18 protein-coding genes and 1 pseudogene are annotated in these 19,548 nt (G+C 69.4%); 13 read left to right on the top strand and 6 right to left on the bottom strand.

The annotated features are described in order from the left end of the window. Window positions 1-2 precede the first annotated feature (2 nt). Window positions 3-611 (top strand): ANTAR domain-containing response regulator, encoded by a 609-nt coding sequence (locus ACFWPA_RS11455; protein WP_378507803.1) that lies wholly within the window; start codon window positions 3-5, stop codon window positions 609-611. Here the strand turns inward: ACFWPA_RS11455 and ACFWPA_RS11450 are convergent. Next, window positions 523-1,938 carry an FAD-dependent oxidoreductase gene (locus ACFWPA_RS11450; RefSeq protein WP_378570204.1) on the bottom strand — a complete coding sequence of 472 codons (1,416 nt, stop codon included), beginning with the start codon at window positions 1,936-1,938 and terminating at the stop codon, window positions 523-525. The two genes, ACFWPA_RS11455 and ACFWPA_RS11450, sit on opposite strands and share 89 nt — an antisense overlap. Window positions 1,939-2,133: 195 nt before the next feature. Between ACFWPA_RS11450 and polA the strand changes: the two genes are divergently transcribed. Further along, window positions 2,134-4,863: a DNA polymerase I gene (gene polA / locus ACFWPA_RS11445; protein WP_378507801.1), complete on the top strand. Its 2,730-nt coding sequence runs from the start codon at window positions 2,134-2,136 to the stop codon at window positions 4,861-4,863. 1 nt (window position 4,864) lies between these two features. Further along, the gene (locus tag ACFWPA_RS11440) at window positions 4,865-5,638 is read left to right on the top strand and encodes a PIG-L family deacetylase (RefSeq protein WP_378507800.1); all 774 of its coding nucleotides are present in this window, start codon (window positions 4,865-4,867) and stop codon (window positions 5,636-5,638) included. Between the two features lie 65 nt (window positions 5,639-5,703). On the opposite strand, the gene trxA is transcribed toward ACFWPA_RS11440, so the two are convergent. Continuing rightward, window positions 5,704-6,069, bottom strand: coding sequence for a thioredoxin (gene trxA / locus ACFWPA_RS11435; protein WP_378507799.1), 366 nt, complete (start codon window positions 6,067-6,069; stop codon window positions 5,704-5,706). Window positions 6,070-6,208: 139 nt separating this feature from the next. Next, a complete protein-coding gene (locus tag ACFWPA_RS11430) occupies window positions 6,209-6,721 on the bottom strand; it encodes a 2'-5' RNA ligase family protein (protein ID WP_378507798.1) in 513 nt (170 codons plus the stop codon). On the opposite strand from ACFWPA_RS11430, the pseudogene ACFWPA_RS11425 reads away from it, so the two are divergent. The 6 genes and pseudogenes from ACFWPA_RS11425 to ACFWPA_RS11400 all read left to right on the top strand — a co-directional run bounded on the left by ACFWPA_RS11425 (window position 6,720) and on the right by ACFWPA_RS11400 (window position 11,725). After that, window positions 6,720-7,848, top strand: a pseudogene (locus tag ACFWPA_RS11425) (isocitrate/isopropylmalate dehydrogenase family protein). The gene ACFWPA_RS11430 and the pseudogene ACFWPA_RS11425 overlap by 2 nt on opposite strands. Before the next feature lie 67 nt (window positions 7,849-7,915). Next, window positions 7,916-8,812 (top strand): ABC transporter substrate-binding protein, encoded by an 897-nt coding sequence (locus tag ACFWPA_RS11420; protein WP_378507947.1) that lies wholly within the window; start codon window positions 7,916-7,918, stop codon window positions 8,810-8,812. Window positions 8,813-8,840: 28 nt separating this feature from the next. Further along, entirely contained in the window at window positions 8,841-9,803 is a 963-nt protein-coding gene (locus tag ACFWPA_RS11415) for an amino acid ABC transporter permease (RefSeq protein WP_378507796.1), read from the top strand. A gap of 8 nt (window positions 9,804-9,811) precedes the next feature. Beyond that, window positions 9,812-10,564 (top strand): amino acid ABC transporter ATP-binding protein, encoded by a 753-nt coding sequence (locus tag ACFWPA_RS11410; protein WP_378507946.1) that lies wholly within the window; start codon window positions 9,812-9,814, stop codon window positions 10,562-10,564. A 125-nt stretch (window positions 10,565-10,689) separates the two neighbouring features. Further along, on the top strand, window positions 10,690-11,535 hold the full coding sequence (locus tag ACFWPA_RS11405; RefSeq protein WP_378507945.1) for an SPFH domain-containing protein: 846 nt from the start codon (window positions 10,690-10,692) through the stop codon (window positions 11,533-11,535). 4 nt (window positions 11,536-11,539) lie between these two features. Then, window positions 11,540-11,725 (top strand): hypothetical protein, encoded by a 186-nt coding sequence (locus tag ACFWPA_RS11400; protein ID WP_378507795.1) that lies wholly within the window; start codon window positions 11,540-11,542, stop codon window positions 11,723-11,725. Between the two features lie 60 nt (window positions 11,726-11,785). Here the strand turns inward: ACFWPA_RS11400 and ACFWPA_RS11395 are convergent, their stop codons facing one another. Next, window positions 11,786-12,673 (bottom strand): class I SAM-dependent methyltransferase, encoded by an 888-nt coding sequence (locus ACFWPA_RS11395; RefSeq protein WP_378507794.1) that lies wholly within the window; start codon window positions 12,671-12,673, stop codon window positions 11,786-11,788. 183 nt (window positions 12,674-12,856) lie between these two features. Between ACFWPA_RS11395 and rpsA the strand changes: the two genes are divergently transcribed. After that, window positions 12,857-14,329 carry a 30S ribosomal protein S1 gene (rpsA, locus tag ACFWPA_RS11390; protein ID WP_378507793.1) on the top strand — a complete coding sequence of 491 codons (1,473 nt, stop codon included), beginning with the start codon at window positions 12,857-12,859 and terminating at the stop codon, window positions 14,327-14,329. 162 nt (window positions 14,330-14,491) lie between these two features. Here rpsA and ACFWPA_RS11385 read toward each other — a convergent pair whose 3' ends face one another. After that, complete coding sequence (locus ACFWPA_RS11385; RefSeq protein WP_378507792.1) at window positions 14,492-14,710, bottom strand: hypothetical protein; 219 nt, start codon at window positions 14,708-14,710, stop codon at window positions 14,492-14,494. A gap of 123 nt (window positions 14,711-14,833) precedes the next feature. Here ACFWPA_RS11385 and coaE point away from each other — a divergent pair, with 123 nt between their 5' ends. Next, complete coding sequence (gene coaE, locus ACFWPA_RS11380; RefSeq protein ID WP_378507791.1) at window positions 14,834-16,054, top strand: dephospho-CoA kinase; 1,221 nt, start codon at window positions 14,834-14,836, stop codon at window positions 16,052-16,054. 27 nt (window positions 16,055-16,081) lie between these two features. Here coaE and ACFWPA_RS11375 read toward each other — a convergent pair whose 3' ends face one another. Beyond that, window positions 16,082-16,585, bottom strand: a complete 504-nt coding sequence (locus tag ACFWPA_RS11375) for a DUF402 domain-containing protein (RefSeq protein ID WP_378507790.1) — start codon at window positions 16,583-16,585, stop codon at window positions 16,082-16,084. A 91-nt stretch (window positions 16,586-16,676) separates the two neighbouring features. On the opposite strand from ACFWPA_RS11375, the gene uvrB reads away from it, so the two are divergent. Beyond that, window positions 16,677-18,833 carry an excinuclease ABC subunit UvrB gene (uvrB, locus tag ACFWPA_RS11370; protein ID WP_378507789.1) on the top strand — a complete coding sequence of 719 codons (2,157 nt, stop codon included), beginning with the start codon at window positions 16,677-16,679 and terminating at the stop codon, window positions 18,831-18,833. A 182-nt stretch (window positions 18,834-19,015) separates the two neighbouring features. Beyond that, window positions 19,016-19,468 (top strand): universal stress protein, encoded by a 453-nt coding sequence (locus ACFWPA_RS11365; RefSeq protein ID WP_378507788.1) that lies wholly within the window; start codon window positions 19,016-19,018, stop codon window positions 19,466-19,468. Window positions 19,469-19,548: the final 80 nt, after the last annotated feature.

Here is a 19,548-nt window from a genome sequence, read left to right as displayed (position 1 = left end):
CGATGAACGACCCGGTCGGGCAGGAGAACCGTCCGGCGTCACGCCGTGTGGTGGTCGCCGAGGACGAGGTGCTGATCCGAATGGACCTCGTCGAGATGCTCCGCGAGGAGGGGTACGACGTCGTCGGTGAGGCCGGGGACGGGCAGCGTGCCGTCGAACTCGCCGAGGAACTGCGTCCCGACCTGGTGATCATGGACGTGAAGATGCCGCGCCGCGACGGGATCGACGCCGCATCCGAGATCGCCGCGAAACGTATTGCGCCCGTGGTGATCTTGACCGCATTCAGCCAGAGGGAGCTGGTCGAGCGGGCGAGGGACGCCGGCGCGATGGCGTATCTGGTGAAGCCATTCTCGAAGGCCGACCTGGTGCCCGCGGTGGAACTCGCCGCGAGCCGGTTCTCCGAGATCGCCGCCCTCGAGAAGGAGGTCGCGAACCTGACTGAACGGTTCGAGACCCGCAAGCTGATCGAACGCGCGAAGAGCGTGCTGATGTCCTCCCAGTCGCTCACCGAACCCGAGGCGTTCACCTGGATCCAGCGGGCCGCGATGGACCGGCGGACCTCGATGAAGGTGGTCGCCGAGGTGATCCTGGAGACCCTCGGCGGGAAGTGATCCGGCGAAGGCCGGCCGCGGCGACCCGCCGCACGAGCGCGGGACGCATCAGCGCGGTCGGGTCGTCCAGCATGCCCGCCACCCGCAGGAAGGCGGCCCCGACCTCGGGGTCCCGCGCCGCGGCCGCCTGAACCAGCGGGACATAGGTGTTTGCCATCCGCACCCGCAGCGGGCGGGGGCCCGGGACCGCGGGGAACGCGAGGTCGGCGCCCGCCGCGATGTCCCACGGGGGATCGACGATCTTTGCCATGCCGCGCAACACCTTTCGAGGATCCGGTTCGGATGCGAGGTGCTCTCGCAGGGTGCGCGCCTCGAGGGCAGCCACGCTCATGCCCTGACCGTAGACGGGGTTGAAGCTGCACAGCACGTCCCCGACGGCCAGGAGACCGGCGGGGAACCGCGGCAGCCGCTCGTACCGGTGACGGATGCTCGCCGGGAAGCGCATCGCGACCGGCGGGTCGAGGAGTTCGGCGTCGCGGACGGCATCGTGGATGTCGGGGATCGGAAGGGACCGCGTGTACTCGACGAACGCGTCCGCGTCGGTGGGCGGAACCTCCCCGAGCATGCCGACCAGCGTCAGGATGTGCCTGCCGCCCTCGATCGCGGCAAGGGCGCCACCGCGGGTACAGCCCCCGCCTGGCGGAACGATCACGGCCCGCTGCGCTCCCAGCGCACCGGCGCGGAGCCGGACCACCCCCGTTGCGTAGGTGATGTCGGTCGCCACCCGATCCTCGGCGGGCCGAGGGTAGCCGAGTGCCTCCAGCCACCGCGGCAGGCGTGAGCCGCGCCCGGTCGCGTCGACGACGAGATCCGCGTCGAGGGTCACGTCGCCGCTCCCGTCGACCCGGCGGCTCACCCGCGCACCGGTCACGCGGCCGCCGTCCCGGCTCGCGGCGAGACCGAGGACGTCGCGGTGATCGTCGAAGGCGACGCCGGGAAGTGCCCGCACCCGTTCCCGGACGTACCCCTCGATGCACGGCCTGCTGACGCTGACCACGGCGATCCCGCTGGCGGCCTGCGCGAACCGGTGGCCGCCGAAGTAGAGGCGTGCCTCGGCGAGTTGGTCGAGCATCGGCGCACCGCCCGCGACGAGGTCCGCGGCGAACCCGGGGAAGAGTTCCTCGAACACCTGCTGGCCGCGCGCCATCAGGCTGTGAATGTGGTGTCCCTGCGGCACCCCCCGGCGCTGCCCGGCCGTGTCGGGCAGTTCGTCCCGTTCGACGACGACCACCTGCGCGTACGCGTCCGCCAGGACCCGGGCCGCCAGCAACCCGGCCATGCTCCCCCCGAGCACCACGGCGCGGTCCCCGATCATCGCGTCGTTCATCGCGCCCTCCTCGCCCGGCCGGCGTGCCTGCTTCCGGTCACCGGGCCGCCCGGCGGCATGCCTGGGTGACGTATAGCGGAGTCAAAGGTGAATTCTACCCGGCCGGTTCCGCGGCAGGAGGGCCCCGACGATCCCCGATTGCGCGGACGGCCTGCCGTTGGCACCGTGTCGGTGTCCGTCCCTAGACTCTCTGCGGTGAGCCCGACAACGTCTCCCGCATCCTCCCTCCCCGCCGCCGACTCCGGCGACAAGCCGACGCTGCTGCTCCTTGACGGGCATTCGCTGGCCTACCGCGCGTTCTTCGCGCTGCCCGCCGAGAACTTCAAGACCCACAGCGGGCAGACCACCAACGCGGTGTACGGGTTCACGTCGATGCTGATCAACCTGCTGCGCGACGAGCAGCCCAGCCATGTCGCCGCCGCGTTCGACGTGTCCCGGCAGACGTTCCGCGCGGACGCGTTCCCCGAGTACAAGGCGAACCGCGCCAAGACCCCCGACGAATTCAAGGGGCAGGTGGAGGTCACCAAGGAGGTGCTCGGCGCGCTGGGCATCCCGGTGATGGCGGAGGCCGGGTTCGAGGCCGACGACATCATCGCGACCCTGACCACCCAGGCGGCCGAGCAGGGCTACCGGGTACTGGTCTGCACCGGCGACCGCGATGCGCTGCAGCTCGTCACCGACGACGTGACGGTGCTGTATCCGCGCAAGGGTGTCTCCGACCTGACCCGGTTCACCCCGGCGGCCGTCGAGGAGAAGTACGGGCTCACTCCCCGGCAGTACCCGGATTACGCGGCGCTGCGCGGCGACCCGTCCGACAACCTGCCCGGGATCCCGGGCGTCGGGGAGAAGACCGCCGCCAAGTGGATCCGCGAGTACGGGTCGCTGACCGAGCTGGTGGACCGGGTCGATCAGGTGCGCGGCAAGGTCGGCGACGCGCTGCGGGCCAACCTGTCGTCGGTGCTGATGAACCGGCAGCTCACCGAGATGGTCCGGGACGTGCCGCTGCCGTACGTGCCCGACCAGCTGGCGCTCGCCCCCTGGGACCGCGACAAGATTCACGCCCTGTTCGACGACCTCGAGTTCCGGGTGCTGCGGGACCGGCTGTTCGACACGCTCGCCTCCGCCGAACCCGAGGCGGAGGAGGGGTTCGAGGTGCGCGGCGGTGCCCTCGCGCCGGGCGAGGTCGCGGCGTGGCTGCGCGAGCATGTCGGCGCCGGGACCCGCGCCGGGGTGTCCGTGGTCGGCAGCGGTGCCCCCCACGGCGGCGACGCCACCGCCCTCGCGATCGCTGCCGCCGACGGGGAGGGCGGGTACATCGTCGCGGCGACCGTCACCGAGGACGACGAGACTGCCCTCGCGACCTGGCTGGCGGACCCGGCCGCGCCGAAGGCGTTGCACGAGGCGAAGGCCGCCATCCACGCGCTCCGCGGCCGCGGCTGGACCCTGCGCGGGCTCACCTCCGACACCGCGCTCGCCGCCTACCTGGTGCGGCCCGGCCAGCGCAGCTTCAACCTCGACGACCTGTCGCTGCGGTACCTCAAGCGGGAACTGCGGGTCGAGGACACCGGCGAGGCCCAGCTGTCGCTGCTCGACGACGGGGACGACGCCGACGCGAAGGCCGCGGAGACCGAGATCCTGCGGGCCCGCGCCGTCACCGACCTGGCCGACGCATTCGACACCGAACTCGCCGCCATCGAGTCGGCCCGACTACTGACGGATCTCGAACTCCCGCTGCTCGAGGTGCTCGCCGACGTCGAGGCCACCGGCATCGCCATCGACACCGACCACCTGCACGACCTGCAGTCCACGTTCGCGGACCGGGTCGCCGCCGCGGCGAACGCCGCGTACGAGGTGATCGGGGAACAGATCAATCTCGGGTCCCCGAAGCAGTTGCAGGTCGTGCTGTTCGACAAGCTCGACATGCCGAAGACGAAGAAGACGAAGACCGGGTACACCACCGACGCGGCCGCGCTCGAGTCGCTGTTCGAGAAGACCCAGCACCCGTTCCTCGAGCATCTGCTCGCGCATCGGGACGCCACCCGGCTCAAGGTGACGGTCGACGGCCTGCTCAAGTCCGTCGCCGACGACGGCCGCATCCACACCACCTTCAACCAGACCGTCGCCGCGACCGGGCGCCTGTCCTCGACCGAACCGAACCTGCAGAACATCCCGGTCCGCACCGACGCGGGCAGGCAGATCCGGGACGGTTTCGTCGTCGGCGCCGGATGTGAGTCGCTGATGACGGCCGATTACAGCCAGATCGAAATGCGGATCATGGCGCACCTGTCGAAGGACGAGGGCCTGATCGAGGCCTTCAACACCGGGGAGGACCTGCACAGTTTCGTCGGCTCCCGGGCGTTCGGGGTCCCGATCGAGGAGGTCACCGCGGAGCTGCGGCGTCGGGTGAAGGCGATGTCGTACGGGTTGGCCTACGGGCTGAGCGCATACGGGCTCGCCGCCCAACTGAAGATTTCCACCGAGGAGGCGAAGGAGCAGATGGACGCCTACTTCGCCCGCTTCGGTGGGGTGCGCGACTACCTGCACCAGGTGGTCGAGCAGGCCCGCAAGGACGGCTACACCTCCACCCTGTTCGGTCGCCGCCGCTATCTGCCGGACCTGAACTCGGACAACCGGCAGCGCCGCGAGGTCGCCGAACGTGCCGCGCTCAACGCGCCGATCCAGGGCACCGCCGCCGACATCATCAAGGTCGCGATGATCGACGTGCAGGCCGGATTGGCGGACGCGGGCCTGCGCTCCCGGATGCTGCTGCAGGTGCACGACGAACTGGTGCTCGAGGTCGCGTCGGGGGAGCGGGACGCGGTGGAGGCATTGGTCCGCGAGAAGATGGCCGGCGCCATCGAACTGTCCGTGCCGCTCGACGTCTCGGTCGGGGTCGGCCGCAGCTGGGACGCGGCGGCGCACTGAGATGGGTGTCCTGGTCTGCTTCCACGCGCACCCCGACGACGAGGTGTTCGTCACCGGCGGGGTGATCCGGCAGGCATCCGATGCGGGGCACCGCGTCGTGCTGGTCACCGCGACCGACGGCGCGCTCGGGGAGGTCCCCGACGGGCTGCTCGGCACCGGGGAGAGCCTCGCACAGCGGCGGCGCGCCGAACTGGACGTGTCCGCCGCCGCGCTCGGGGTACACCGGGTGGTGCCGCTGCACTACCGGGACTCCGGCATGGCGGGCACCGCCGACAACACCCACCCCGACGCCTTCTGCAACGCCGACGTCGAGGCGGCGGCGTCGCGGCTCGCGGACGTGCTCACCGAGGAATCCGCGGACGTTGTCACCATCTACGACACGAACGGCGGCTACGGGCATCCCGACCACATCCAGGTGCACCGGGTCGGGATCCGCGCCACCGACCTCGCCGGGGTGGAGCGGGTGTATGAGGCCGCCGTCAACCGGGACCACATGAAGCGGATGATCGCCGCGAACCCGGCCTGGTCGGACGAGGCGCAGCCGCCGGACCTCGACAGTTTCGGTCTGCCCGAGGCGCAGATCACCACCACCGTCGACGTGTCCGCGCAGATCGAGGCGAAGCGGGCCGCGATGGTCGCGCACGCCACCCAGGTCGGCGACTTCGGCCCCTTCCTCGGCATGCCCGTCGAGCAGCTGCGGGCCGCGTTCGGCGTCGAATGGTTCCGCCGCCGCGGCATGCCCGCGGGATACCGGGAGTCGGCACTGGCACTCTGACGGACGCACGGGACCGGCCCCGCGGCGATGGTCGTCGCGGGGCCGGTCCCGGTGTCGTGCGGCGCTCAGGCCTCCTGCTGCGCGGCGATCTGCCTGCGCACCTCGTCCATGTCGAGGGCCTTGACCTGGGTGACCAGATCCTCCAGCGCTGCCTGCGGCAGCGCGCCCGGCTGGGAGAACACCAGGATCCCCTCCCGGAACGCCATGATCGTCGGGATTGACCGGATGTTCGCGGCCGCAGCGAGGCCCTGCTCGGCCTCGGTGTCCACCTTGGCGTGCACCACGTCCGGATGCGCCTCCGAGGACGCCTCGAAGGTGGGCGCGAACTGCTTGCAGGGGCCGCACCACGACGCCCAGAAATCGACCAGCACCACGTCGCTGCCGGTGACGATCTCGTCGAAGTTTTGCTGGGTCAGGGTCTGGGTGGCCAACTCGCATCCTCTCGCCGCCGGCCGCGGCCGGTCTCTGGTGCAGCGGGGGTCGCTGCCGTCGCGGGGTTCAACGCGCGATCAGCCCCGATTCTTCCCGACCGGTGCCTGCCGGGCCGTCGCCGCGCCGGCCGGGCGATGCTCACGCGATCCGCCACTCCCGCCTCTCCTCGCCGTCCCACCGCCGGATCCCGGCCCCCTTCCCGGAACCGTGGCCGGGCGTCAACAGGTTCACCGCTGGTCCGATCTCATCCGGGAATACCCGCCGCGCCAGCGTGATGTGCGGCGTCCAGTCACCCGGATGGCAGTGCGCGGGAATGCCGGGACATGCGTGCAGCACCCGAAAGATGCTTCGCTGCAACGCGAGCAGGCCCGCCGTGGGAATCACCAGGTACGCCAGTGTCTTTCGGTGACCGCCGAAGATCACCAGGCCGCCGATCGTCACCCGCAGATCCGGGGCGGTCAGCTGCTGCTGCAGCAGCAGATCGGTCTCCGGGTCGATGTGCCGGGCGACGGCGAGGGTCACGTGCGGCCGGTTCGTCGACCTGCGGACCACATCCTGGCTGGGGAGCGCGGCATCGGACAGCCGCCGCCACTCCCGGCGGATCGCGGTGTCGAGCTGGGCGTCGAGCAGCAGTTCCACGGACTGCACCATGCTGAGCAATGATGGTCGGGTGAACCCCTCGAGCGCAATCACAGGACAGTCGGGGAGTGCCACCGGTCCGCTCCGGCTGGGTCTGCTCGTCGGCGACGGCATCGGCCGCGAGATCGTTCCCGCGACCCGGCGGACCGTCGATACCGCCGCGGGCGGGGCACCGGTCGAGTGGGTCGAGCTGCCGATCGGCGCCGACGCCATCGCCTCCCACGGCACCCCGATCCCGGACGAGACCCTCGACGGGCTCGCCCGCCTCGACGGCTGGATACTCGGCCCCCACGACAGCGCCGCCTATCCCGAGGAGTTTCGCGGCACGCTGACGCCCGGCGGCCGCATCCGCAAACGGTTCGGCCTCTACGCGAACATTCGGCCTGCCCGCGCGTTCCCCGGCGTCCGCGCCGCCGTCCCCGGCATGGACCTGGTGATCGTCCGGGAAAACTCGGAGGGTTTCTACGCCGACCGCAACATGCACACCGGCAGCGGCGAATTCATGCCGACACCCGACGTCGCGCTGGCGGTCGCGGTGTTCACCCGGCGGGCGTGCGAACGGATCGCGCACACCGCGTGCGCGCTGGCCGCCCACCGCAGGGGGGGCGGTCACGGTGGTGCACAAGGCCAACGTGCTGCCGCTGACCACCGGTCTGTTCCGGGACGTGTGTCTCGAGGTCGCCGCGCAGTACCCCGGGGTCCGGGTCGACACCGAGCATGTCGACGCGATGGCCGCGCACCTGGTCCGGAGGGGCGCCGACTTCGACGTCGTGGTGACCGAGAACATGTTCGGGGACATCCTGTCCGACCTGGCCGGGGAGCTGTCCGGGTCGCTCGGCACCGCGCCGTCGCTGAACGCCTCGGATTCGCAGGCGATGGCGCAGGCCGCGCACGGCGCGGCCCCCGACATCGCCGGACGTAACCGCGCCAACCCGACCGCGCTGATGCTGTCGGCGGCGATGCTGCTGGACTGGCTGGCGTCCCGCCGCGCCGATGACGGGCTCGCCCGCGCCGCGGGCCGGATCCGCAGTGCGGTCGCCGACACCCTCGCGGCGGGGGTCGCCACCGCCGACCTGGGTGGGTTGGCGTCGACCGCCGAGTTCACCGAAACCGTCGGGGCGCGAATCCTGCGGCGGTGACCGCGCTGCCAGTACGCTGCGAAGGGTGCGGTCCTCGCAGGCAGGAGCAACCACGTCGGCGCGTCGGTTGCCGCGGCGCGCGCGGAGTTTCGGTGCGAAGGCGGCAGGCATACTGGTCGCGGTGACGCTCGCCGTCACCGGGTGTGTGCACAACACCGAGGGCCTGGTGCCGCCGGAGACCGTCCCCGTCGAGCGGGTCGACGCGATCGCATCGCAGGTGCCCGACCGGGTCCGGGACAGTGGCCGGTTGAAGGTCGGGGTGAACGTGCCGTACGCACCGAACGAGTTCAAGGACGAAAACGGCACCATCGTCGGCTTCGACGTCGACCTGATGAACGCCGTCGCTGGCGTGCTTGGCCTGCGCGCGGAGTTCAATCAAGCCGACTTCGACAAGATCATTCCCGCGGTGCAGGCAGGCACCTTCGACCTCGGCATGTCCTCGTTCACCGACACCGTCGAACGGCAGAAGACGGTCGACTTCGTCGACTACTACTCGGCGGGCATCCAGTGGGCGCAGCGCACCGGCGAACCGGTCGACCCGAACGACGCATGCGGGCTCCGGGTCGGCGTGCAGACCACCACCACCGAGGACATCACCGAGGTCCCCGCCAAGTCGGACGCCTGCGTCGCCGCCGGCCGGGAACCGATCGCGAAGATCAAGTACGACAGCCAGGACGACGTGTCCAACGCGCTGATCCTCGGCCGGATCGACGCGATGTCCGCGGACTCGCCGGTCACCGCCTACGCGATCAAACGCAGCGACGGCAGGCTCGAGAAGGCGGGCCCGCAGTTCGACTCGGCCCCCTACGGTTGGCCGGTGCCGACGGGCTCGCCGCTCGCCCCGGTCCTCGCGCAGGCGCTGCAGCACCTCATCGACACGGGCGCCTACCAGCAGATCGCCGACAACTGGGGGGTCGGAGCTGGCACGGTCACCACCGCACGAATCAACGGCGCGACCAGCTGACACGGCAGCGGCAGGAAGGCGGAGGGCGATGACGCAGCACACGGCACCGGGCGCCGGGGACGCGGACGAGCCGGAACCGATCCGGGCGATCCCGCTGCGACGCCCCGGACGCTGGATCGCCGCCGTGGTGGTGCTGGTGCTGGTGGCCCTGTTCGTGTACGGCGCCGCCACCAACGAGGCGTTCGCCTGGGATGTGTACGGCCGCTACCTGTTCGATGCCAGAATCACCGAGGGCGCCTGGAAGACAATTCAGCTCACCGTCCTCGCGATGCTGCTCGCGGTGCTGCTCGGGGTCGTGCTTGCGGTGATGCGGCTGTCGCCGAACCCGGTGCTGCGCAGTGCCGCCTGGGTGTATCTGTGGGTTTTCCGCGGTACCCCGGTGTACGTGCAGTTGGTGTTCTGGGGTCTGATCCCGTCCATCTACAAGACCGTCCACCTCGGCGTCCCGTTCGGCCCGCAATTCGTGCAGTTCAACCTGCAGGATCTGCAGGCGGCGTTCCTGTTCGCGGTGATCGGCCTCGCCCTCAACGAGGCCGCGTACATGGCCGAGATCGTTCGCGCCGGAGTCGGCTCCGTGCACGAGGGGCAGATCGAGGCGTCCACCGCGCTCGGCATGTCCTGGGCGCAGACGATGCGCCGCACCGTCCTGCCACAGGCGATGCGGGTGATCATCCCGCCCACCGGCAACGAGCTGATCAGCATGCTCAAGACCACCTCGCTGGTGCTGGCGGTGCCGTACACCGGCGAACTGTGGGGTCGCGCCAGGGACATCTCGGGCGCCAACTTTCAGCTGATCCCGCTGTTGCTCGTCGCCGCCACCTGGTATTTGGCGATCACCAGCATCCTGATGATCGGCCAGTACTACCTGGAGCGGCACTACTCGAAGGGGCTGTCCCGGGTCCTCACCGCCCGGCAGTTGCAGGCCCTCGCCGACGCCCAGAACACACCGGTGCCGCCCGCCGCGGCGCCCGACGGGGGAGGTCCGCCGTGACGACACCGATGGTCAAGGCCGAACAGGTGTGCAAGAGTTACGGCGCCCTGCGGGTGCTGCGCGGCATCACCCTCGAGATCGACCGCGGACAGGTGCTGTGCCTGGTCGGACCGTCCGGGTCCGGCAAGTCCACGTTCCTGCGCTGCATCAATCACCTCGAGCAGATCAGCGCGGGCCGCCTCTACGTCGACGGCGACCTGGTCGGGTACCAGGAGAAGAACGGCAAGCTCTACGAACTGCACCCCCGGGCCGCGGCCCGGCAGCGCCGCGACATCGGCATGGTGTTCCAGCACTTCAACCTGTTTCCGCACCGGACCGCCCTGGAGAACGTGATCGAGGCGCCGATGCTGGTCAAGAAGGCGCGCCGCGTCGACGCCCGGACCAGGGGGATGGACCTGCTCGACCAGGTCGGGCTCGCCGCGAAGGCAGACGCCTATCCGGCGCAACTATCCGGCGGACAGCAGCAACGCGTCGCGATCGCCCGAGCCCTGGCGATGGACCCCAAGCTGATGCTGTTCGACGAGCCGACGTCCGCCCTCGACCCGGAACTGGTCGGTGAGGTGCTCGTCGTGATGAAAAACCTCGCGAAGGAGGGCATGACCATGGTCGTGGTCACCCACGAAATGGGTTTCGCGCGGGAGGTCGCCGATCGGCTGGTGTTCATGGACGGCGGCGTCGTCGTCGAGTCCGGCGACCCCCGGCAACTGATCACGGACCCGCAGCACGAGCGAACCAAGGCGTTCCTCTCGAAACTGCTGTAAGCACCCCACCCCACCCCCTTACCGAATGTGGGATTCGGTCACTCAGAGTGACCGAATCCCACATTCGGTCAGGGGAGGGTAATATCGTGGTGATATCACTTCGATAGCAATGTGGGGTAGTGGAGATGGAGCATCGGGCCTATCGGCTGAACGGGTTCGTGGTGTTGCTGGTGCTGGTGGTGATCGGGGTGATCGCGGCGGGACTCGCGCTGACCGGCCCCGTCGGGGTCGCGGGCGCGGTGATCCTCGCGGCGGCGATCGTCCTGGCCGCGACCGGCTTCACCGTGATCAACCCGAACGAGGCCCGGGTCGTCCAGTTCTTCGGACGGTACGTCGGATCGGTTTCCGATGCCGGGTTCCAGTGGGTGGTCCCGCTGACCACCAAGCGTCGGATCACGCTGCGGGTCCGGAACTTCGAGACCTCCAAGCTCAAGGTCAATGACGCAGCGGGCAACCCCGTCGAGATCGCCGCGGTGGTCGTGTACAAGGTGATCGACAGCGGCAAGGCGGTCTTCGCCGTCGACGACTACGAGGAGTACGTCGCGATCCAGTCGGAGACCGCGGTGCGACACCTGGCGACCACCCACCCGTACGACTCCGACCAGTCGGCGGGCACCAGCCTGCGCGACGGCACCGAGGTCGCGGCCGAGTTGACCGCCGAGCTGAGCGACCGCACCGACCTGGCGGGCATCGACATCATCGAGGCGCGGATCACTCACCTCGCCTACGCGCCCGAGATCGCGCAGGCGATGCTGGTCCGGCAGCAGGCCGCTCAGGTGGTCGCCGCGCGAACGAAGATCGTCGAGGGTGCCGTCGGAATGGTCGGTCTCGCGCTCGATCGACTGGGGGAGCAGGGCGTCGTCGAACTCGACGAGGAGCGCAAGGCGAACATGGTGTCCAACCTGCTCGTGGTGCTGTGCGGCGACAAGGCCACCCAGCCGATCGTCAACGCGGGCACCCTGTACTCCTGAGCCCATGGCGGAGCGGAAGAAGGTGCTGTTGCGGCTCGACCCTGCCGTCTACGACGCGATGGCGAAGTGGGCCGCCGACGACCTGCGCAGCGTGAACGCGCAACTCGAGTACGGGCTGCGGCGCGCACTTGAGGCGGCGGGCCGCTCGCCCCGGTCGAAGGACCGACCGGACGCCCCGGCCGCCGAGTGAACGGATCGTTCAGTCGATCTGATCGACTGAACGCTTCCGTTCACTCGGGAGGAGTCAGGGTCACAGGTCGGGCTTGCGGCAGACGAAGATGGCGGTCCCGGGAAACAGCTGCCCGCGCAGCGGGCTCCACTGCCCCCACTCGCGGTCCAGCCACTCCGGCCAGTCCGGTTCGACGAGGTCGCGCAGTTCCAGGCCCGCGGCGACGATCTCGCGGACGCGGTCGCCGACGGTCCGGTGGTGCTCGACGTAGGTGGGGGTGCCCGCGTCGTCGACCTCGACGTACGGGGTGCGGTCGAAGTAGGGGATGGTCGCTGTCAGGCCGCCCGGTCCCGGGTCGTCGGGGAAGATCCAGCGGATCGGGTGGTTGACCGCGAACACCCAGCGTCCACCCGGGCGCAGCACCCGCGCGACCTCGCGCATCACCAGCGCCGAGTCCGCGACGAACGGGACCGCACCGAACGCGGAGCACACGATGTCGAAACTGGCGTCGGCGAACGGCAGGGATTCGGCGCCGGCCTGCACGAGCGGGACGCGGGGACCGCCGCGCTCCATCGCCGCCCGCCCCCGCTCGAGCATTCCGCGGGACAGATCCAGCCCCACCGCTCGCGCGCCCTGTCCGGCGAGCCAGCGCGCGCACGGCGCGGACCCGCAGCCGATCTCGAGGACGTCCCGACCGGCGACGTCGCCGAGCAGGTGCACGTCACCCTCGTGCAGGCCCTCCGGGCACCATACGAACTCACCGCCTGCCGAGTCGACGCCGAGGAACTCGCCGTGGGTGCGGTGATAGTCGGCGGCGTCGGCATCCCACCAGGCGCGGCTGGCCCGCTCGCTCTGGGCGGAATCGAGGCGGCTGCGGCCGACGCCGGTGGTGCCGAGGGTGGCGTTCGCTGCGGCGTGCCGGTCGTCGTCGGTGGCCGGGGTGACGGGGGTGTCGGGATGCTCGGTCATGGCGAGGTGCACGGTAGCGCGTCCGCTGCCTCCGTCGACACCCGGGTTTGCCCAGCTCGCGTCGGGTCGCGTACCCTGAACCCCGCGAGTGTCTGCCCGAGGCGGCTCCGGTCGTCGACGGTCGCTCGTGAGTCCGACAGAACACCATCAACCGATTCCTATCCCTCCGGAGCACTCCACCAAATGCCCTCCACCACCGTCACCTCGCCGCAGGTAGCCGTCAACGACATCGGCTCCGCCGAGGACTTCCTCGCCGCCATCGACGCCACGATCAAGTACTTCAACGATGGCGACATCGTCGAAGGCACCATCGTCAAGGTCGATCGCGACGAGGTCCTTCTCGACATCGGTTACAAGACCGAAGGCGTCATCCCTTCCCGTGAGCTCTCCATCAAGCACGACGTCGACCCCAACGAGGTCGTCTCCGTGGGCGATGAGGTCGAAGCCCTGGTCCTCACCAAGGAGGACAAGGAAGGCCGTCTGATCCTGTCGAAGAAGCGCGCTCAGTACGAGCGTGCCTGGGGCACCATCGAGGAGCTCAAGGAGAAGGACGAGGCCGTCAAGGGCACCGTCATCGAGGTCGTCAAGGGCGGCCTCATCCTCGACATCGGTCTGCGCGGCTTCCTGCCCGCGTCGCTCGTCGAGATGCGTCGCGTCCGCGACCTCCAGCCGTACGTCGGCAAGGAGATCGAGGCCAAGATCATCGAGCTCGACAAGAACCGCAACAACGTGGTCCTGTCGCGCCGCGCGTGGCTCGAGCAGACCCAGTCCGAGGTCCGCAGCGAGTTCCTGCACCAGCTGCAGAAGGGCCAGGTCCGCAAGGGCGTCGTGTCCTCGATCGTCAACTTCGGTGCCTTCGTGGACCTGGGTGGCGTCGACGGCCTCGTGCACGTCTCCGAGCTGTCCTGGAAGCACATCGACCACCCGTCCGAGGTTGTCGAGGTCGGCAACGAGGTCACCGTTGAGGTTCTCGACGTCGACCTGGACCGCGAGCGTGTCTCCCTGTCGCTGAAGGCGACGCAGGAGGACCCGTGGCGTCAGTTCGCCCGCACCCACGCGATCGGCCAGATCGTGCCGGGCAAGGTCACCAAGCTGGTTCCGTTCGGCGCGTTCGTCCGCGTCGAGGAGGGCATCGAGGGCCTCGTCCACATCTCCGAGCTGGCCGAGCGCCACGTCGAGGTCCCGGACCAGGTTGTCGCGGTCGGCGACGACGCGATGGTCAAGGTCATCGACATCGACCTGGAGCGTCGTCGGATCTCGCTGTCGCTCAAGCAGGCGAACGAGGACTACAACGCCGAGTTCGACCCGTCGAAGTACGGCATGGCCGACAGCTACGACGAGCAGGGCAACTACATCTTCCCCGAGGGCTTCGATCCCGAGACCAACGAGTGGCTCGAGGGCTTCGACAAGCAGCGTGAGGAGTGGGAGTCCCGGTACGCCGAGGCCGAGCGTCGCCACAAGATGCACACCGCTCAGATGGAGAAGATGGCTGCCGACGAGGCTGCCGAGGCCGCGGCCGGTGCGTCGGGTGCCAACTACTCCTCCGAGTCCGGCGCCACCGAGGGCCAGTCCGCTGGTTCCGCGGAGGCGGGTGGCTCCCTGGCCAGCGATGCTCAGCTCGCTGCCCTGCGTGAGAAGCTTTCCGGCAACGCATAGTTCCGTCACCCGCTAGCCGGGGGTAGACCTCGACGGCCCCGGTCCTGACACAGGACCGGGGCCGTCGGCGTTCGGTTCGGGAGGCCACCGCCTGCCGTAACAACGAGTCGACCCCACCCGGAATCCCGGGTGGGGTCGACTCGTTCGAGTGGGTGCGGGTGGTCAGCCCGCGACGGCGGCACCGGACGACCAGGCCGTCTGCATGTCGGCGGTCCGCTTCCGGATCGTGGCGAAACTGTGGCGGGCGGGACTGATCATCTGGGTGAACCACCCGCGCCGGTGTTCCTGCAGGGCCAGCGCCACCTCGGGGATCAGGATGCAGTGCACCCCGTCGACCATGCCAAGACGGTGCCGACCAGCCTGGGAAGAAGTGCTGCGCATGGTGTTCCTTCATCTCGAAGTGTGTGGCCTGGCACGTCGCACTCGAAGATAGTCGACTCCGGTGTGAACCCGGGCCATTTGGCGCGGATGTGCTTCGGGCGTGTTTGGTGACAGACTGGGGGCGTGCTACGTATCGGCCTCACAGGAGGCATTGGAGCTGGAAAGTCCACCGTGTCACGGATCCTCGGCGATCTCGGGGCCGTCGTCGTTGACGCCGACCTGATTGCGCGTGAGGTCGTGGAACCGGGAACCGCCGGACTCGACGCCCTTGTGCGGGAATTCGGTCCGGAGATTCTGCTGCCCGACGGGCGGCTCGACCGACCCGCCCTGGCGGCCAAGGCGTTCGGTGACGAGACGGCCCGCGGTCGACTCAACGGCATTCTACATCCTCTGATCGGGGCGCGGACCGCCGAGTTGGTGGATGCGGCGTCGGATTCGGTGGTGTTGCAGGACATCCCGTTGCTCGTCGAGGGTGGGATGGGTGCGATGTTCCATCTCGTCGTGGTCGTCCACGTCGACGCGGAGGAACGAGTGCGCCGCCTCGTCGACCTTCGGGGAATGTCGGAGGGCGATGCGCGAGCACGGATCTCGTCCCAGGCGACCGACGAGCAGCGCCGCGCTGTCGCCGACGTGTGGCTGGACAACAGCGGACCTGCAGGTGCACTGGATCCTGCGGTGAAGGTGCTGTGGGAGCGGCTGCAGCGGTACGCGGAGAACATCGCGAATTCCGTTGTGGTGCGGGTTCCCCCGGTACTGACCCCGGCGAATCCGGACTGGGCGGAACAGGGTCGAAGGCTGGCGGGCCGGCTGCGCTTCGTGTGCGGTGCCGACGCGATGCGCGTCGATCACGTCGGGTCGACCGCGGTGCCCGGCCTCGCCGCCAAGGACGTGATCGACCTTCAGGTGACGGTGCGCAGCCTCGCCGATGCGGATGCCCTCGCGGACCGCCTGACGCAGGCCGGGTTTCCGCGCGTGGATGCCGTCACCGCGGACGATCCGAAGCCCGCATACGGCATCGGGGGAGAAGTCGATCCGTCGTTGTGGGACAAGCGATTCCATGCATCGGCGGATCCCGGTCGGCCGGCGAACGTGCACGTGCGTGTCGACGGGTGGCCGGGGCAGCGCTTCGCCCTGGTGTTCCGGGATTGGCTGTGCGCGGACGGGGACGTCCGCGCGGAGTACCTGGAAGTCAAGCGGCGCGCCGCGGAGGTCGCGGCGGGGGAGTCGGATGTCACCCAGGCGACCGACCGGTACGTCGAGGCGAAGACGCCCTGGTTCGACGCTGCCCACCGGCGGGCACTGGAGTGGGCGGACCGAACCGAGTGGACGCCGGGGCAGGGGTAAGCGGACGCCGCCTGCCTGGCTGCCGGGTCACCGCCAGCTGACCGGCATGCCTTCCGAGGCCAGCCAGGCGTCGAGGTCGTGGCCGTGCGAGGCGATGCCGTCCACCGCCCGGGTGGCGGTCGCGATCGCCCGCTCGGCAGTCCCGGCGTCGAGGAATCCGGTGGTATGCGCGGCGAGAAGTTCGTCGACGTCGAGGAGCTCGGTGTCCCGGCCGGTCCGCACCACCAGATCGAGGTAGTGGTCCTCGGACCGCCATACCGGGTCGCCGCGGGTGTAGTCGCCGATGTCGACGTACCGATCCTGATCGCGGGCGTGGTACGGGTGGTAGTGGAAGATCGTCGCCCGCAGTCCGGCGTCCGGCAGCAGCCACGACTCCAGGTAATGGAAGTGCGGATGGTCGGAGTGGCGGGCCATGTACAGCCCCCACGCCTCGACCCGGTAGTGCTCCACGGTCCTGACGAACCCCTTCGGGTCGGTGTTGGTGAGGTCGGCCAGGTTGAAGGCCTCCACCTTCGGGGCGTGCACGTCCATGGCAGGAACCTACCGCGTCGCCCGCCCGGTCCCGGCCGGCCCGGCGCGCGGCGCGGTGTTCCTGTCGGACCCGGCGCCTACCCTGGACACCATGGCGTTTGCATCCGAGCATCCCGTGGTCGCGCACTCCGAGTTCCGGCCGGTGGGGGCGATCGAACGATCCGACGGCCGGTTCGAGGTGGTCAGCGAGCACCGACCCGCGGGTGACCAGCCGCAGGCGATCGCGGAGCTGACCCGGCGGCTCGGCGAGGGGGAGAAGGACGTCGTCCTGATGGGCGCGACCGGCACCGGCAAGTCCGCGACCACCGCCTGGCTGATCGAGCAGGTGCAGCGGCCGACGTTGGTGATGGCGCCGAACAAGACCCTCGCCGCGCAGCTCGCCAACGAGCTGCGGGAGATGCTGCCGAACAACGCCGTCGAGTACTTCGTCTCGTACTACGACTATTACCAGCCGGAGGCGTACATCGCGCAGACGGATACGTACATCGAAAAGGACTCCTCGATCAACGACGACGTCGAGCGGCTGCGGCACTCGGCGACGTCGAGCCTGCTCTCGCGCCGGGACGTGGTCGTCGTCGCGTCGGTGTCCTGCATCTACGGTCTCGGCACCCCGCAGTCGTACCTGGACCGCTCGATCCACCTCGACGTCGGGGTGGAGGTGCCGCGGGACGCGTTGCTGCGCCTGCTGGTGGACGTCCAGTACAACCGCAACGACGTCGCGTTCACCCGCGGCTCGTTCCGGGTCCGCGGCGACACCGTCGAGATCATCCCGTCCTACGAGGAACTCGCGGTGCGGATCGAGTTTTTCGGTGACGAGGTCGAGGCGCTGTACTACCTGCACCCGCTGACCGGCGACGTGGTGCGCCAGGTCGAGTCGGTGCGGATCTTCCCGGCCACCCACTACGTCGCGGGCCCGGAGCGGATGGAACGCGCGGTCCGCGACATCGAGGTCGAGCTCGAGGAACGCCTCGCCGACCTGGAGAACCGCGGCAAGCTCCTCGAGGCGCAACGGTTGCGGATGCGCACCAACTACGACATCGAGATGATCAAGCAGGTCGGGTTCTGCTCCGGCATCGAGAACTACTCGCGGCACATCGACGGTCGCGCCGCCGGAACGGCACCCGCCACGCTGATCGACTACTTCCCGGAGGACTTCCTACTCGTCATCGACGAGTCGCACGTGACGGTCCCGCAGATCGGCGCGATGTACGAGGGCGACATGTCCCGCAAACGTAACCTGGTCGAGTACGGGTTCCGGTTGCCGTCGGCCACCGACAACCGGCCGCTCACCTGGGAGGAATTCACCCAACGGATCGGGCAGACGGTGTACCTGTCCGCCACGCCGGGGGCGTACGAGCTCGGGCAGGCGGGCGGTGAATTCGTCGAGCAGGTGATCCGGCCGACCGGCCTGGTGGATCCGGAGGTGGTGGTCAAGCCGACGAAGGGGCAGATCGACGACCTGGTGCACGAGATCCGTGAGCGGGCCGAACGGGACGAGCGGGTCCTGGTCACCACCCTGACCAAGAAGATGTCCGAGGACCTCACCGACTATCTCCTCGAGCTCGGAATTCGGGTGCGATACCTGCACTCCGACATCGACACCCTGCGCCGGGTGGAGTTGCTGCGGCAGCTGCGGCTCGGCGAGTACGACGTCCTGGTCGGGATCAACCTGCTCCGGGAGGGCCTCGACCTGCCGGAGGTGTCCCTCGTCGCGATCCTCGACGCCGACAAGGAAGGCTTCCTGCGCAGCACCACCAGCCTGATCCAGACGATCGGCCGTGCCGCCCGCAACGTGTCCGGTCAGGTGCACATGTACGCGGACAAGATCACCGACTCGATGGCGCGCGCGATCGAGGAGACCGAGCGCCGCCGCGAGAAGCAGGTCGCCTACAACACCGAGATGGGGGTGGACCCGCAGCCGCTGCGGAAGAAGATCGCCGACATCCTCGACCAGGTGTACGAGGAGGCCGACGACACCGACATCGAGATCGGCGGCTCCGGTCGCAACGCCAGCCGCGGACGGCGGGCGCAGGGCGAGGCGGGTCGCGCCGTCAGCGCGGGCGTGTACGAGGGCAGGGACGTCAAGTCGATGCCGCGCGCCGAACTCGCCGACCTGGTCAAGGAGCTGACCGATCAGATGATGAACGCCGCCCGCGACCTGCAGTTCGAGCTGGCGGGCCGGCTCCGGGACGAGATTGCGGACCTCAAGAAGGAGCTGCGCGGAATGGACGCCGCCGGACTGAAGTAGCGCCGGAGATCTGCCCGGTCGGACACACCCAGTGTGGCTTCGCCCGCAATTCCCCCGCGCGGCAGGACCGTCCGACTAGGGTTGCGGCCAGCAGCCGGGTGTCAGGCGCGGTTTCGCGTGGCGACCGGCGATGACCAATGCGCCACCGGGAGCGGTGGGGCGTGTGACAACCGGAGGAATGAATGACTGCCTACCGCACCATCGTCGTGGGGACCGATGGCTCGGATTCGTCGCTGAAGGCGGTGGACAAGGCCGCAGCGCTGGCAGGCGACGCCGACGCCAAGCTCGTCATCGCCTGCGCCTACTACCCGGCGGATCCGAAGGACATCGAGGCCGCGCAGGACACGCTGCGCGAGGACGCCTACCAGATCACCGGTTCCGCGCCGACGGACGAGATTCTGCGGTCCGCCCGGGAACGGGCGCACGCCGCAGGCGCGGCCAACATCGTCGAGCGCGCCATCGTCGGCGCCCCGGTCGATTCGCTGCTCGCGCTGATCGACGAACTCGACGCGGACCTGCTCGTGGTCGGCAATCGGGGCCTGAACACGCTGACCGGCCGCCTGCTCGGTTCCGTCCCGTCGGATGCGGCGCGCAAGTCCACCTGCGATGTCCTGATCGTGCACACCGTGCGCTGAGCCTCTCCCGAGGTTCCCTAATGTCACATCGGGTCACGTGACGACCCTCGATGTGACATTAGGGAACCGGGCGCGTGGGT

This window comes from Rhodococcus sp. NPDC058505, from assembly GCF_042720095.1.
In the GTDB taxonomy this organism is placed as follows: Bacteria; Actinomycetota; Actinomycetes; order Mycobacteriales; family Mycobacteriaceae; genus Rhodococcus_G.
Note: the sequence above shows the minus strand (reverse complement) of the source record. Positions and strands in the feature narration are given on the sequence as shown.

Coding starts and splice junctions, on each gene's coding strand:
- ACFWPA_RS11385 (WP_378507792.1), bottom strand. CDS start 14,710: ATGCGCAGCACTTCTTCCCAGGCTGGTCGGCACCGTCTTGGCATGGTC.
- ACFWPA_RS11405 (WP_378507945.1), top strand. CDS start 10,690: ATGGAGCATCGGGCCTATCGGCTGAACGGGTTCGTGGTGTTGCTGGTG.
- ACFWPA_RS11410 (WP_378507946.1), top strand. CDS start 9,812: ATGGTCAAGGCCGAACAGGTGTGCAAGAGTTACGGCGCCCTGCGGGTG.
- ACFWPA_RS11450 (WP_378570204.1), bottom strand. CDS start 1,938: ATGAACGACGCGATGATCGGGGACCGCGCCGTGGTGCTCGGGGGGAGC.
- ACFWPA_RS11430 (WP_378507798.1), bottom strand. CDS start 6,721: ATGGTGCAGTCCGTGGAACTGCTGCTCGACGCCCAGCTCGACACCGCG.
- ACFWPA_RS11365 (WP_378507788.1), top strand. CDS start 19,016: ATGACTGCCTACCGCACCATCGTCGTGGGGACCGATGGCTCGGATTCG.
- ACFWPA_RS11455 (WP_378507803.1), top strand. CDS start 3: ATGAACGACCCGGTCGGGCAGGAGAACCGTCCGGCGTCACGCCGTGTG.
- rpsA (WP_378507793.1), top strand. CDS start 12,857: ATGCCCTCCACCACCGTCACCTCGCCGCAGGTAGCCGTCAACGACATC.
- ACFWPA_RS11375 (WP_378507790.1), bottom strand. CDS start 16,585: ATGGACGTGCACGCCCCGAAGGTGGAGGCCTTCAACCTGGCCGACCTC.
- ACFWPA_RS11400 (WP_378507795.1), top strand. CDS start 11,540: ATGGCGGAGCGGAAGAAGGTGCTGTTGCGGCTCGACCCTGCCGTCTAC.
- ACFWPA_RS11440 (WP_378507800.1), top strand. CDS start 4,865: ATGGGTGTCCTGGTCTGCTTCCACGCGCACCCCGACGACGAGGTGTTC.
- ACFWPA_RS11415 (WP_378507796.1), top strand. CDS start 8,841: ATGACGCAGCACACGGCACCGGGCGCCGGGGACGCGGACGAGCCGGAA.
- uvrB (WP_378507789.1), top strand. CDS start 16,677: ATGGCGTTTGCATCCGAGCATCCCGTGGTCGCGCACTCCGAGTTCCGG.
- ACFWPA_RS11395 (WP_378507794.1), bottom strand. CDS start 12,673: ATGACCGAGCATCCCGACACCCCCGTCACCCCGGCCACCGACGACGAC.